13 protein-coding genes are annotated in these 13,913 nt (G+C 44.3%); 12 read left to right on the top strand and 1 reads right to left on the bottom strand.

Annotated elements, in window-relative coordinates; translation table 11 throughout:
- The first annotated feature begins 28 nt into the window (after positions 1-28).
- The 7 genes from ACQ4M5_RS32980 to ACQ4M5_RS32950 are packed head-to-tail and all read left to right on the top strand — an operon-like array spanning position 29 to position 8,153.
- Positions 29-865 carry an ABC transporter permease gene (locus tag ACQ4M5_RS32980; RefSeq protein WP_430680051.1) on the top strand — a complete coding sequence of 279 codons (837 nt, stop codon included), beginning with the start codon at positions 29-31 and terminating at the stop codon, positions 863-865.
- A gap of 9 nt (positions 866-874) precedes the next feature.
- Positions 875-2,128, top strand: coding sequence for an ABC transporter ATP-binding protein (locus ACQ4M5_RS32975; protein ID WP_430680050.1), 1,254 nt, complete (start codon positions 875-877; stop codon positions 2,126-2,128).
- A gap of 4 nt (positions 2,129-2,132) precedes the next feature.
- Positions 2,133-3,038 carry a glycosyltransferase family 2 protein gene (locus ACQ4M5_RS32970; RefSeq protein WP_430680049.1) on the top strand — a complete coding sequence of 302 codons (906 nt, stop codon included), beginning with the start codon at positions 2,133-2,135 and terminating at the stop codon, positions 3,036-3,038.
- A complete protein-coding gene (locus ACQ4M5_RS32965) occupies positions 3,035-4,609 on the top strand; it encodes a glycosyltransferase family protein (protein WP_430680048.1) in 1,575 nt (524 codons plus the stop codon). The genes ACQ4M5_RS32970 and ACQ4M5_RS32965 overlap by 4 nt, the downstream gene beginning before the upstream one ends.
- On the top strand, positions 4,606-6,123 hold the full coding sequence (locus tag ACQ4M5_RS32960) for a glycosyltransferase family 39 protein (protein WP_430680047.1): 1,518 nt from the start codon (positions 4,606-4,608) through the stop codon (positions 6,121-6,123). The genes ACQ4M5_RS32965 and ACQ4M5_RS32960 overlap by 4 nt, the downstream gene beginning before the upstream one ends.
- A complete protein-coding gene (locus ACQ4M5_RS32955) occupies positions 6,120-7,286 on the top strand; it encodes a polysialyltransferase family glycosyltransferase (RefSeq protein ID WP_430680046.1) in 1,167 nt (388 codons plus the stop codon). Before ACQ4M5_RS32960 ends, ACQ4M5_RS32955 begins: the two co-directional genes overlap by 4 nt.
- A 51-nt stretch (positions 7,287-7,337) precedes the next feature.
- Positions 7,338-8,153: a glycosyltransferase family 2 protein gene (locus ACQ4M5_RS32950; RefSeq protein ID WP_430680045.1), complete on the top strand. Its 816-nt coding sequence runs from the start codon at positions 7,338-7,340 to the stop codon at positions 8,151-8,153.
- Here ACQ4M5_RS32950 and ACQ4M5_RS32945 read toward each other — a convergent pair.
- Complete coding sequence (locus ACQ4M5_RS32945) at positions 8,118-8,756, bottom strand: response regulator transcription factor (RefSeq protein ID WP_430680044.1); 639 nt, start codon at positions 8,754-8,756, stop codon at positions 8,118-8,120. The two genes, ACQ4M5_RS32950 and ACQ4M5_RS32945, sit on opposite strands and share 36 nt — an antisense overlap.
- Before the next feature lie 653 nt (positions 8,757-9,409).
- On the opposite strand from ACQ4M5_RS32945, the gene ACQ4M5_RS32940 reads away from it, so the two are divergent.
- From ACQ4M5_RS32940 to ACQ4M5_RS32920, 5 genes are all read left to right on the top strand, one after another.
- A complete protein-coding gene (locus ACQ4M5_RS32940; RefSeq protein ID WP_430680043.1) occupies positions 9,410-9,835 on the top strand; it encodes a hypothetical protein in 426 nt (141 codons plus the stop codon).
- Between the two features lie 52 nt (positions 9,836-9,887).
- Positions 9,888-11,018 carry a glycosyltransferase gene (locus tag ACQ4M5_RS32935; protein ID WP_430680042.1) on the top strand — a complete coding sequence of 377 codons (1,131 nt, stop codon included), beginning with the start codon at positions 9,888-9,890 and terminating at the stop codon, positions 11,016-11,018.
- Between the two features lie 207 nt (positions 11,019-11,225).
- Positions 11,226-11,657 carry a GtrA family protein gene (locus tag ACQ4M5_RS32930; RefSeq protein ID WP_430680041.1) on the top strand — a complete coding sequence of 144 codons (432 nt, stop codon included), beginning with the start codon at positions 11,226-11,228 and terminating at the stop codon, positions 11,655-11,657.
- Between the two features lie 55 nt (positions 11,658-11,712).
- Positions 11,713-12,558: an ABC transporter permease gene (locus ACQ4M5_RS32925; RefSeq protein ID WP_430680040.1), complete on the top strand. Its 846-nt coding sequence runs from the start codon at positions 11,713-11,715 to the stop codon at positions 12,556-12,558.
- Between the two features lie 58 nt (positions 12,559-12,616).
- Positions 12,617-13,909 (top strand): ABC transporter ATP-binding protein, encoded by a 1,293-nt coding sequence (locus ACQ4M5_RS32920; protein WP_430680039.1) that lies wholly within the window; start codon positions 12,617-12,619, stop codon positions 13,907-13,909.
- Positions 13,910-13,913 lie beyond the last annotated feature (4 nt).

Genomic DNA, 13,913 nt, shown 5'->3' with positions numbered 1-13,913 from the left:
TTGATTAGGAAATTGAGGAGGAGCAGGAATGCAGCGATCGCCAAAACCCAAATTTGTGATCGAAGCGGGACGGATAGAACAGCAATACTGGCGGGACTTGTGGCAATATCGCGAATTGTTTTACTTTTTATCCTGGCGCGATATTTTGGTGCGCTACAAGCAAACTGCGATCGGGATCGCTTGGGCAATCATCAGACCGTTTCTGACGATGATTGTATTCACGGTGATTTTTAGCAATTTAGCTAAGTTGCCGACTCAGGGAACGACTCCGTATCCGATTTTGGTGTTGGCGGCTTTGTTACCCTGGCAGTTTTTTGCGAGTTCGCTGGCTCAGACGAGCAATAGTTTGGTGAGCAATGCGAATTTGATTTCTAAGATTTACTTCCCGCGATTGATTGTTCCGGCAAGTGCGATCGTGGTAAATTTCGTAGATTTCCTAGTTTCTGGATTGTTGTTGCTCGGATTGATGATTTGGTATCAGTATATTCCATCTTGGCGGATCATGACGTTACCGTTTTTCGTTTTAATGGCAGGCATGACTGCGTTTGGATTTGGATTGTGGTTTGCTTCGATTTATGTCAAATTCCGTGATGTAGCGCAATTGATTCCATTTGTGATTCAGCTTGGACAATATATTTCTCCAGTTGGTTACAGCAGTGATGTGATTCCTGAGCAATGGCGATTCTTATATTCGCTGAATCCGATGGTGGGCGTGATCGACGGGTTTCGCTGGGCGATTCTCAATGGTGATCAATCTCTGTATCTGCCTGGATTGTTTTTAGCATTGATAATCATATTGCTCTTTGTATGGACGGGGATTTATTATTTCCGTGGCGTTGAAAGAACGTTTGCCGATATTATTTAGGTGCGATCGATGCCAATGCTGCGGGTTGAAAATCTGGGAAAATGTTACCAAGTCTCGCGTCTAGCTCATCAGAACACAATGACGCTGAGAGATACGATCGTCGATACGGCAAAATCGATTATCAAGCGAAAACCGAGAGTGCGATCGGAAGAATTTTGGGCGTTGAATAGTGTTTCTTTTTCGATCGAGCAAGGTGAACGAGTTGGCATTATCGGGCGTAATGGAGCGGGAAAATCGACGCTGTTAAAAATTCTCAGTCGCATTACAGAGCCGACACGCGGCAGAGTTGAAATCTGGGGACGAGTGGCGAGTTTGCTGGAAGTCGGAACGGGCTTTCACCCAGAACTAACTGGGCGCGAAAATATCTATCTCAATGGCGCAATTTTGGGAATGAGTCGATCGGAGATTGCGCGGAAGTTTGATGAGATTGTAGCGTTTGCTGAGGTGGAACGGTTTCTGGATACGCCTGTCAAGCGTTATTCGTCGGGAATGTATGTTCGGTTAGCTTTTGCAGTTGCAGCACATTTAGAACCGGAAGTTTTGATTGTAGATGAAGTGTTAGCAGTGGGGGATGTGCAGTTTCAAAAGAAATGCTTGAACAAGATGGAAGATGTGGGCAAAGAAGGTCGAACAGTCTTGTTTGTCAGCCACAATTTGAGTACGGTGGAATCGCTTTGTACTCGTGGAATGGTGCTTCAGCAGGGAAGTTTAAAGTTCGATGGAACAGCACATGGAGCAGTGCAGTACTATCTGGATGCAGCTTATGATTTGGCGAATTCGACTGAGTTGCAATTGAGAAGCGATCGTAGTGGAAGTGGAAAGGTTCGAGCTTCGCATTTTCGCATTCTTGATTTGAATGCATCAGAAGTTAGTGTGATGCAATCGGGCGGAGATTACCTATTTGAAATTGGCTATCAAAGTACGATCGACTATCCATTGCACAATGTTGCTGTGAGCTTAGATGTTTTTGACGATCGAGCAAATCGCTTACTCTTGTTCCGCAGCAATTTCACCAATGAGAACGTATCGCTGGTTCCGTCGGGTGGTGCAATTCGATGTTGTGTACGAGATTTACCATTAGCGAATGGATCTTACCGATTTTCGATCTTTATTTCTCATGGTAATGCGGAGGTTTTAGATTACATTACCGATGTTGCACCGTCGATCGTAGAAGGCGGAGATTTTTTTGGAACTGGAAGCGGCGGACTGCCCAATCACTGCAAGATTCTAAAACGTGCAGAATGGTCAACAGTTGAAGGGTAGCATCTTGAAAACTTCAATAATTATCAATAACTATAATTATCAGGATTATGTCATTGATGCGATCGAGAGTGCATTAAATCAAACAATTCCAGTCGATGAAATTATCGTTGTAGATGATTGTTCTTCAGATCGATCGGCTGAGATTTTACAAAGCAAATCAGAACAAGTTCGTCTCATTTTAAAGGATAAAAACGAAGGACAACTTTCAGCATTCCAAGCTGGATTTAGCGCCTCAAATGGCGATGTTATCTTTTTTCTAGATGCTGACGATTTGTATAAAAATAATTACATCGAAACTGCTTTAGAGTTCTATCAAAATCATCCTGATTGCGAGTTTCTATTTACCAGCGCAGAACTATTTGGGAAGGAGAAACGAATCGCTGCTTGCTATGATCGAACTCGCGATCTCGGCTACTCGAAAATTAGTACACTCTTTCGCAGAACTTGGATCGGACATCGAACTTCGACTGTTTCTATGAAGAGACACATTCTAGAGCGAATTTTTCCGATTCCTTATCTTGAAGATTGGCGAATTCGGGCAGATGATTGTTTATGTTATGGAGCCTCGATCGCGAATGCTCATAAGTATTATCTCAATCAACCTTTAGTAAAATATCGCGTACATGGAAATAATGGATTTTATGGAAAAACAACAACACGATCGACAAAATATTTTCAGCAGTATGATCAAGCCGTCGATCGCTTATTCAAATTCTGGTTAGTCAAACTCAATGAACCTGAAGATCTCGATCGATTTGCTGATCAAGAATTTCGATCAATTCCGCATCCGACTCGGCAGGAATTTGAGACTTTTTTCTCGATCGTTCGTTGTGCTCACTTGCCTAAACTGCGAAAAGTGATTGTGTTACTCTCCATTTATTTTTACTTTCTACGCCACCGCGAGCAATGATTAAAGAACTGTTGTTGCATCATAAACCCGTTCCGCTGTCTTCGTTTGAACTATCGCAAGCAAATCCATCTCGAATCATTGCTTGTCCGAATCCACCGATTGAAGCGGTTCAAGCTGGACATGCGATCGCAATTGAGAGCAGTCGCTTTAATGTTCGCCAAATTGTTAAACAACTCCCATTTGAGCCTGATTTAGTGAGTCTCTCGGCGCGTCTGATGTCTTTTCAACCGCGTGGACTGTCTCAGCTTAATTGTCCAACAGTGATGAAGCTTGGTGATACATTCCACTTTGGGGATGGTGGATTGAGCCAGATGATTCGCTACTGTCAACAGTTAGATTGTGACTATCACTGGACTTATCAAAGCCCGCAACATCTACACTTTTTTGCTGAATCGGGTCTGAAAAACGTGTTCTGGTTGCCAGTCTCGATCGTACTTGATTTCTATGTTCCGCCTGCTTCTGAAAAGCTCTACGATGTGGTATTTCGAGGTTCAAAATCAGAGCTTCATTGGTATCGGAACTATCTTTTAGATCGACTTGATCCCTGTGATGCTCAAACAAAAGACTACATTAGCTGTTTGCAGGATTATGCAAAAGCGCACATTGTTGTGAACACAAGTTTGAACGGTGATTTGAATCGCCGAGTGTTTGAAGTGCTGATGGCAGGCGGATTCTTGCTGACCGATCGGATTCGTCCGCAAACTGGTTTATTTGAACTTTTTGAGGAAGGCGTTCACTTTGAATGCTATGGGAATGAGACGGAACTACACGAGAAGATTCAGTTTTACCTTGCACACCCGGAGCAAGCGGCTCAAATTGCGGCAACTGGACATCAACGATTTCTCGATCGCTATTCTCCCAAAGCCATTCAACAAAAGCTCTATGACTATATTTTCAATTATGAAATTGAATCACTATTTCAAGGAGATCACGATCGTCGATCACAAACTACTTTCAATCTCCAAACGCGCATTCAGTTATATGAGCTAGTTCAAGAGATTCACCGGGTCTATCCAGCGTTGAATATTTTGTGCGATCGTATCAGTCCTGAAATCGTTTCGGACTTGGCAGATTTATCTCGATCGCATTTAACTTATCGGCTTGAACCTGACCAAATTACAGAGGTTCAAGCTGCACATATTCAAGCCGGAATTCAGAATCAGATTAGCTTACAGCAGTCTCTAGAAGCAGAGTCAACGTTTCAGCTAATTTTGATTGATTACGCTGAATCACTTCAGGATTCTATTGCTCATTTAAGTGATTTGGGATTTTTGATTGTTCTAAATCCGCGTTTAATCACCCTACAGCAATTGAATCGACAATTAGAACAATATTACTGCTTCCCGATCAAACTATCCGTAGAACTTTTTGGTCGATCGTATTGTCTATCACTTGAAGGTCAGGGGATAGTCTATCGAAAAATCATGCCTGAAGGGGATAGCGAGAAAAAAGATCGTGTGTCAAATTTAGCAGTGAAGCAAATTTCTTCAGAGAAAGTGATAAAACAACAGTTTAAGCACCTCTCTATTGTGCGTTTCGCGATCGATTTTCTACGCTCAATCCGTTCATGAATACAAAGTTACTTCACTATTGGAACAGTCTCGATCGCGCATTAAAAGCGTTAGTAGTAGTTCTGTTGATCCTTGGCATCTTTTTTCGATGCACAGCACTTGCAGAAAGACCTTACTGGCATGATGAAGCTTTTACGCTGATTCGATCCGCAGGATATACAACCGTTGAGATTACACAAAGCGTGTTTAATGGGCAACTCATCGATCGTTCAGAATTGCTTCAGTTTCAACAGGTTACGCCAGAGAGAACCTGGGTTGATACAATCCGTGCTTTGCTTGCAGAAGAGCCGCATCGAGGGGCATTGTACCCTTTGATCGCACGAGATTGGATGCAGTGGATTGGAAGTGATGTTGTTTCAATGCGATCGCTGTCTGTTCTCTTGAGTTTATTAGTATTTCCTGCGCTTTTCTGGCTTTGCATTGAACTATTTGCACAACCATTAACAGCTTGGATTGCAGTGATGCTGATGGCGGTTTCTCCGTTTCATGTTTACTATGCTCAGGAAGTTCGAGAGTATGCGCTTTGGACAGTAGCTATTTTAGTCATGTCAGCGGCGTTACTTCGAGCAATTCGAGTACAGACAAAAGCGACTTGGAGCATTTATAGTTTATCGATCGTTGCTACGCTCTACACGATGATATTGTCGGTTCCTCTGGTGATGAGCCAAGTTGTTTATCAGCTTTATCGCGATAAGATTCGCAAGGGAGTCTTGATCAGTGCGAGTGTAGCTTTGCCGTGGTTTGTGATGGTGGCGTTGAACTTTAGTGAAGTAAGAAGAACGAGTGCTTGGATGACGCGATCGATTCCAGTACTAGAATTATTAGAACATTGGATGACTAATTTTCAGGTTGTGTTCCTCACAGAGAACTTAACTGGAAGATTCAATTTATTGTTCGCAAGCGCGATCGCATTACTCGTTTTCCTATCGATTAAATCCCTCATTCAGCAAACTCCGAAAGCGGTCTGGAGCTTTGTATTGTTGCTCATTTTGCCATTAGTGCTTTGTATTGCTGTTCCTGATCTTGTTTCAGGCGGAATACGATCGACAAACAGCCGCTACTTTGTACCAACCTATCTAGGAATTCAAATTGCAGTTGCTTATCTGTTAGCGACTCGAATTCAAAGTGGAAGATATCGAACGTTTTGGAAGCTTACTTTATTCGTCGTTCTAACCGCAGGGGTGCTTTCTTGTTCTGCACAAGTCTTTCAGAATCAGATTGAGGAAAATAAAGCGATCGCTGAATTAATCAATCAGTCTCAAACTCCGATTGTGATTAGCAATGAGGTTTCGACTCAAGGAGAAGGTACGATCGGAGATATCTTAGCATTAAGCCATCTTGTTCGACCCGAAACTCAGTTTCAACTTGTGATTCAGCCCCAAGTTCCATCGATTCCAAATCAGCCAAATCTTTATCTCTATAAACCGCTGAGCTATCTTCAAAACAAACTCGAAGAAACTTATCAACTGCAACCAATCTATAAAAACCAACTCTTCCGAATTCTCCCGAAATGAAGCGTATTATTACTTGCCAAGGCAGTATACAACTGATAGCAGCACTCTCAGCACTGTTCTACAGAGAGCGATCGCAGTCTGATGAGAACTATCTTGTAATTTACGAACTATACGCACCTGATCAACAGCATCATGAGTTTGCAAAATTCATTCAGCAAATGGCGGAATCGGTCTGCAATTGGACATCGATCGTATATCTCACACCAGAGCAACTTCATTCGATCGGACATCAGTTAGATTCCACTCCACCGCATCGAATCTACAGCACAGTTCACCAATGGCTTGGACTAGATCAAACGGATGAAATCTATCTGTGCCGCAACTGGCAATTCACGAATCAACTCTTGATCAATGCTTATCCAATAGCAAATCGAATCTGCTACGGCGACGGGATCGGATTGTATTTCTCTGAAAATTCGGCAGTTGTTCGTCGCCCGTTTACGCCGCCACCTACACCCGATCAATGGGTCGATTGGACTTGGTGGAAAGCTCGATCGCTCTGGCATCGAATTCGAGAGCGATTAAAACTAAAAACTAAGCTCTATTCAATGCCGTTTAAAGTTGGGTATTTTGTGCTGCCAGATATCTTTGGAGAAACACCACCGATGTCGATCGTAAAACTTGATCCCGCTCATTTACTCACCGTGTTCCAACAGTTCACCAGCTTTGTCAATGAAGCTCAAGTTAGAGAAATTCAAACAGCGATCTCACAATCTCCAGTTTCTATCTTACTAACCTCGAACTTTTCAGAAGGCGATCGCTTATCTCAGGACAATGAAATTCAAGCTTATCGAGAATTCCTGACATCGCACGAACTCTTACCCAACAGCGTTTTAGTCATCAAACCGCATCCCAGAGATGATCTCAATAAGATCGATCGACTAAAAGACAATCTCTCTGATCTCTATCAAACGATTGTTCTACTTACTGATCCAAATTTATTCTTTCTACCCTTTGAGGTCTTCTTTCTAAAAGCTTTCCAGAACTGTGATGTTCGAGTATTCGCGGTGAGTTCTGCTTGTTTGTCGTTAAAGCTACTTTTCAATGTTCCGAGCTTTATCGGTTTCGGGCAAGAACTTACAACTCGCTACTTTGATCCAGACTTCATCACAGCGCGATTAGAGCATGAGGAAACCTTACATCATGCGATCGAGCAACTTTGATTTTGCAGCCCAACATGGTATTGATCAATCATCAGGTTCCGTGCATCGATCATGATTACCATTGTTACACCCGTTTTTAATGGAGAAAAATTCATCGAATCCTGTCTTCAAGCCGTTATTGATCAACACTGTAGCGATGTTGAACACTGGATCATGGATGGCAGTTCGACGGATAACACGATCACAATCGTCAAAAATTATGCCGATCGCTATCCACATATTCGCTGGATCTCTGAGCCAGATCGCGGACAATCCGATGCGATGAACAAAGGGATTCGGCTTGCAACTGGAGAGATTATCACGTTTCTGAATGTTGATGATTACTATGAGCCAAATGTACTTAATCAAGTGAATGAACTCTTCAAAACTCTACCAGAACCAAGCTTCGTCGTTGGAAACTGCCAAATTTGGAATGATTACAACCAAATCATTGATATTAATAAACCAACAAAGCTCAGATTGCTCGATTTAGTTGTTGGGATCAATGTGAATCCCTATCCTTGTAATCCTTGTGCTTACTTTTATCATCGATCGCTGCATGATCAAATTGGCGATTATGCGATCGACGATCATCACGCAATGGATCTCGATTTCATCTTACGTGCAGTGCAAGTTGCACACATTCAATATGTGGATCAAATCTGGGGCAACTATCGCAGAATTGCAGGCACAAAAACTTTTATTGCGATGGCAGATGGAAGCTCCGATCGACGAGTCCGGCAACTTCTGAGAAAATATCGCCAACATTTAACCCCGATCGAACGAATCGAATGGCTGTACTGGAAACTTTGGACGCGATCGAAATCACTCTGGCTCAGAGCCATTCGCAAGCTATTCCATATTATTCTCAATGATCCAGCGCGATAGTTCCGTTCGATTATTCAGCAAAGTCTTTTTCAACATGTGGCTAATATGACTCTCGATCGTTCGTTTACTCGCATTCAACCGCTGAGCAATGTCTAAATTCGACAATCCCTGCGCCACTAATCTCGCCACTGTTAACTCTGTATTCGTCAACTTCACGCCCTCCGGAACAGAAATTCTCGATTCCGCCCGTTTTGCGCGATTTTGCTGCATCAAGTGAGACGATCGCAAAGCCGATTCAATCTGAGCATTCAACTCCGCCAATTCAAACGGCTTGATCATGTAGACAGTCGCACCCGAACTCAAACCGCGCACTCGATCCTGACTCTGGTCTCGCGCTGACAGAAAAATAATCGGAATCCAATTAATCTCCGGCGATTTCCGAACCGCTTCTGCAAACTTGTAGCCATTCATCTCAGGCATGACAATATCTGAGATAATCAAATCCGGTCTCACATCGCCCAATAGATCGATCGCTTGTGATCCCGTTTCCGCGATCGTCACTCGATATCCCTGATGAGCCAAGTAGCCCCGCATCAGTGCCACAAAATTCACATCGTCGTCTACTAATAGAATTTCGCCTTTCGTCTCTACATGCAAAGCCATAATCGCCGCTGTCCGTAGTTTGGTCAGTTCTTCCGCAAATTCTCGGATTTCCCTGTCTATTCTTCATACTGCGCGGAATTATGCGGAGTTGTCATCAGCACAAACGTCTGTCCTGAATTTTCTCCGTATCAAGAGATGTACGGAGTTGCCTCAAAACTCTCTCCGTATTTCTACGAGAGTACGGATTCATATTACTTCAATCAGCAATCATTGATTTGCTTGATATGGAAGGATTTGCTCAAAAAACACATTTTGCTCTTTTGGAAATGCTCTGTTTTTCATACGTAAAAACATGGCTTTTTTCACTTTGTAGTCTCCGTACCGATCGTAAAAACCCCGCCCGTGAAAAGCAAGTAAGAGAAGAACTTACGGAGATTAACAACTTAAATAGAAGAATTACAGACGCAAGCCGTTTGCAACTAATACAAATTAGCGTTATGTAGCGTTTTGTCGTCGTAATTTCACAGAAAAATTGAAAAGATTAAGTTATACCGTCAAAACTGGTTTCTTCCTGATCTCAGTATTCACGGACGTAGTTCTATATATCTCAGTTAAAAACTTAATGATTGCCTGATGGAGTGGGCTTCGACGGTCAATTGATCTCAGTTCCTCCGCCGTAACCTTCAACCAGACAGAAGTTCAGGGAGGTCGAATTGCAGAGAAGGTGTGACCGAAATCGGAAACGTTCTAAACGGCGTAGTATTTACTGCCCAAAACACGGCTGTTACCTCGATAGTGTCAGCCAAAAATTCACTCTCTACGCCGATCGCGTCGAGCAATTACAAGAACGGGGAATGGGTCGTCGTTCCGCCCTGCTCGTTGTCGCCACTCGAACCACTGTATCGCTCGATGGTGAATGGTTAGAGGCGTTCTGGTGCGATGAATGTCAAACTCGCGAGTGGTATCACGTCCGCAAACACGATCGTACTTATGACTTGTCGATCGCGCCTCCTGAACTCTGGCAACAAGCAACCGGGGTGATTCATCCTTCTGGAAATCCCTCCGTGGGCGAATTCACCCGACGGCAATCTCGCGTCGTCGGATTCAACGGCGTAAAAGATTTTCAGTTTGTCAACTAGCGCGATCGTGCTCATTCAAATCAGCAGAATCAGTACACCCTAAGTACACTCTATGGCTAACCTTTCCGATTCTCTTCAAATCACATCCGAAGATTGGGAAAGAACCCCGATCAGCGTCAAAGTGCTGATTGAAGATATGGAACTGCGGACAAATTCACCGATTCCGCACGAACTCTCCAGAAAAGAGTCAGGAAAACAGCACCTTGTCATCGTCATTCCTGTCTTTGACGATTGGGAAGCACTCTCGCAGCTACTTCTTCTGATCGATCAAATTCGTCTGCCACAGACAATCGACCTGAGTGTTGTCGTGGTGGATGACTATTCGATCAATCTCGTTCCACCGGATTTAGAGCAGCAAACCTATCGTCAAATTCAGGAAGTCAATGTTCTGCGTTTGCGTCGTAATCTAGGACATCAACGGGCGATCGCGGTTGGACTGTCGTATGTCTATCATCATCTCACGTGTGATTTAGTCGTAGTCATGGATGGCGATGGTGAAGATAGTCCGTTTGCAATCGAGCATTTACTCAGTGTGTCTGAGCAAGTTGGTCACACGAAAGCGATTTTTGCGAAGCGGATTAAACGCTCTGAAGGTCGAACCTTTCAGTTCTTCTACTTCATCTACAAGCGGATTTTTCGCCTGTTGATTGGGAAAGAAATTAGTGTCGGAAACTTTAGCTTGCTTCCTGCGACCTTGCTCAAAAACATTGTGGTGATTTCGGAAATCTGGAATCATTACTCGTCGGGTATTTATCGATCGCGGATTCCTTACCTCGAAGTTGGAGTGCCCCGTGCGCGTCGATTGGCAGGACAACCGAAGATGAATCTCGTGTCCCTGGTTACACATGGACTGAGTTCGATCGCGGTTTACGGGGACATTGTTGGAACGCGAATTTTACTCACGATCGTGATTCTACTCGCTGCCTTTTTCCCGCTCTTAGGGGTGGTTGTATTTGTTCGATTGTTCACCGACTGGGCAATTCCGGGGTGGGCAACTTATGTGATTGGACTGCTGATGATCTTTCTGTCTCAACTAATTCTGATCGGGGTGACGTTTAGTATGATCATTCTCTCTAGTCGCAATCAGTCGAACTTCATTCCAGCACGGGATTATCGGCAATTTGTAGACGAGTTTTTTCAGCTTACGGGATCACTGTCATCTAAGAGAGTGTTTGAGAAGTAATCGTGTATCGCATTCACCCGCCCGGAAATAAATCTCCGGGCTAATCGTGGGAAGCCCACTAAACTGGGCTAAGAACTCCGTATTGCTCTCTTAGCCCGCTTCAGCGGGGTTTCCTCCATTAGCCCGGAGATTTATTTCCGGGCGGACTGACAACGCAGCAAAGCCGCTTTTTATCCTTCTCAAACACCCCTTAAGACTCGATAGCGAATGCGCGTCAAATTATTCAAAATCTTTGCTCAATACCCTGTCTATCTCTTTGTAGGTGCAGGTGTAACGCTGCTTACAGTTTTGGTTAGAAGCTTGATCGGTTTCCTGATTCAGGACGATACCACAGCAAAATATATTGCCTCGATCGTACTGTCTTACATCGTTGGTATCTTGTTGAGTTACTTTGCTCATCGAACAATCACGTTTCGAGATCAAGCACAGTTCTCACTCGCTCAAACGCTGAAATTCGTAGGCGCTCATCTGCTCGGTATGATCCTGAGTTTGTTTATTTCAATTCATCTCAGAGCCTATTTACTAGATGCCTGGATGCCGATCGAGATCTCGAAGCTACTCGCTTTTACGATCGCCGCTCTGATCGTGTCGATCGTCACGTTTTTATTGAAGAAGTACGTTGTATTTGAAAAAGCTTAAATCGGGCTTGAGCCAGCATTTCTGCTTTAGTTGTCGTTGTGATTAAGAGTCATTCATGAGTCATTCTGCTCCCCCAACCCCCCCAAGATTAACGCTGAGAGTCGGTCAACTCGAAAAGCAGTATTGGAGAGATCTTTGGCGGTATCGAGAACTCTTTTATTTTCTCACCTGGCGCGATATTACCGTCCGCTACAAGCAAACCGCGATCGGGATGGCATGGGCACTAATTCGCCCCTTCATCACAATGGTGATTTTTTCAATCATCTTTGGAAATTTGGCAAGACTACCTACCCAGAGCAATGCTCCCTATCAGATTCTAGTTTATTCTGCACTGCTGCCCTGGCAATTCTTTTCAAGTGCTCTTGGACAATGTAGCAATAGCTTACTTGCGAACGCGGGATTGCTCTCTAAGGTCTATTTTCCACGTCTGATTGCGCCCGCTACTACGATCGTGACGAGCTTTGTCGATTTTATGGTGGCTGGCATGATTCTACTCGGTCTGATGGCGTGGTATCAGTTCGTTCCTAGTTGGCAAATCATCACGCTGCCCTTCTTCGTTCTGGTTGCGGCTGCGGCTGCTTTAGGAATTGGGCTTTGGTTTTCCTCGCTCACCGTGAAGTACCGCGACATCGGACAGATTGTTCCTTTTGTGATTCAGGTTGGACTTTATGCTTCTCCGGTTGGCTATAGCAGTACGTTGGTTCCAGAAAAGTGGCGATTGCTTTATTCCCTTAATCCGATGGTTGGCGTGATCGAAGGATTTCGATGGGCAATTTTGGGTGGAGAATCCCAGATTTATCTGCCTGGGTTTGCGCTGTCGATCGTTCTAATCATTGTGCTGTTGATAACAGGCGTTCGGCATTTTCGGCAGGTTGAACGAACCTTTGTGGACATTGTTTAAGGTTCGCCTGTGTGGAATCGGTCAGGAGAAAGTTTGTAGGTGAACAGGAGCGAGAAACGTGACTGATACAGTTATTCAAGTTGAGAATCTAGGGAAGCGATATATCATCAATCACCAGCAAAGTGGAAATCGCTGGAACAATACTTTTCGGGATGTGCTTGCCCAAGGAGCCAAACAGTTTGCTCAACGACTGTTAAAGCCATCCTCGCACAATCAAAGGATGAGTCGTGAAGAATTTTGGGCGCTGAAAGATGTCTCCTTTGAGGTTAAACAAGGCGATCGTGTGGGGATCATTGGGCGTAATGGTGCAGGCAAATCGACGTTACTCAAAGTCCTCAGCCGAATTACAGAGCCAACACGCGGTCAAGTCGATATCTGGGGACGAGTAGCGAGTTTGCTTGAAGTGGGAACAGGCTTTCACCCAGAACTCACCGGACGGGAAAATATCTACTTAAACGGTGCCATTTTAGGCATGAGTAAAGCAGAAATTAGTCGCAAGTTCGATGAAATTGTTGCTTTTGCAGAAGTAGAGAAATTCTTAGATACTCCTGTCAAACGCTATTCCTCTGGGATGTATGTGCGGCTTGCCTTTGCGGTTGCGGCTCACTTAGAGCCTGAGATTTTGATTGTGGATGAAGTCCTAGCCGTGGGCGATGTGCAGTTTCAGAAGAAGTGCCTGGGCAAGATGGAAAGCGTTGCCAACGAAGGACGAACCATTTTGTTTGTCAGCCACAATATCTCTGCGGTGCGAAATCTGTGCAAGACTGCGGTTCTGATGAAACATGGACAGGTAGAACGCCAGGGTGAAGTTTCTGAAGTGCTGCAATATTACATTCAGAGCGGAGCCACGATTAAAGCGACGAATGAACTCCCGCCGCCGAAAATGAAAGATGCTCCGGGCTATGCTGTTCGCGTCTCCCTAGAAGATGAGTTTGGAGAACCTGCATCATCAATTCCAGTCGGTCGCCCGTGGCAAGTTCGAGTTCACTTTGTGGTTACGAAGGCGATGCCGCATTTCATCATTGGGATGGGACTCTGTTCAACGGAAGATTTGCCGCTGAGAACGTGTTGGAGCGATCCCTGTGACATTCAGCCTGGTGAATATCAGATGCTATTTCGAGAGGAGAAAATTATTCTTGGAGCAGGTCGATATTGGATCGTAGTTGGGCTTTCGACTGCTCATCAAACGTTCCACTATACAGAACGAGCAGCAATGTTAGAAATTGCAGAATACAGTGATGGTGCAGGCAACTTTGTCAGAGTGTCTAAAGTGGGCTTTATGCTCAATCCGATGGAGACTTCCCTGTTGGATGGACAAGGTGAGCCGCTGACCTTAGCCTCTATTCGCTAGATGT

This window comes from Leptolyngbya sp. AN10 (assembly GCF_050565645.1).
GTDB lineage: Bacteria > Cyanobacteriota > Cyanobacteriia > Leptolyngbyales > Leptolyngbyaceae > Leptolyngbya.
Note: the sequence above shows the minus strand (reverse complement) of the source record. Positions and strands in the feature narration are given on the sequence as shown.

Bases quoted from the DNA above. Each gene is read 5' to 3' on its own strand.
- ACQ4M5_RS32980 (WP_430680051.1), top strand. From the start codon at position 29: ATGCAGCGATCGCCAAAACCCAAATTTGTGATCGAAGCGGGACGGATA.
- ACQ4M5_RS32975 (WP_430680050.1), top strand. From the start codon at position 875: ATGCCAATGCTGCGGGTTGAAAATCTGGGAAAATGTTACCAAGTCTCG.
- ACQ4M5_RS32965 (WP_430680048.1), top strand. From the start codon at position 3,035: ATGATTAAAGAACTGTTGTTGCATCATAAACCCGTTCCGCTGTCTTCG.
- ACQ4M5_RS32960 (WP_430680047.1), top strand. From the start codon at position 4,606: ATGAATACAAAGTTACTTCACTATTGGAACAGTCTCGATCGCGCATTA.
- ACQ4M5_RS32955 (WP_430680046.1), top strand. From the start codon at position 6,120: ATGAAGCGTATTATTACTTGCCAAGGCAGTATACAACTGATAGCAGCA.
- ACQ4M5_RS32950 (WP_430680045.1), top strand. From the start codon at position 7,338: ATGATTACCATTGTTACACCCGTTTTTAATGGAGAAAAATTCATCGAA.
- ACQ4M5_RS32945 (WP_430680044.1), bottom strand. From the start codon at position 8,756: ATGGCTTTGCATGTAGAGACGAAAGGCGAAATTCTATTAGTAGACGAC.
- ACQ4M5_RS32935 (WP_430680042.1), top strand. From the start codon at position 9,888: ATGGCTAACCTTTCCGATTCTCTTCAAATCACATCCGAAGATTGGGAA.
- ACQ4M5_RS32930 (WP_430680041.1), top strand. From the start codon at position 11,226: ATGCGCGTCAAATTATTCAAAATCTTTGCTCAATACCCTGTCTATCTC.
- ACQ4M5_RS32925 (WP_430680040.1), top strand. From the start codon at position 11,713: ATGAGTCATTCTGCTCCCCCAACCCCCCCAAGATTAACGCTGAGAGTC.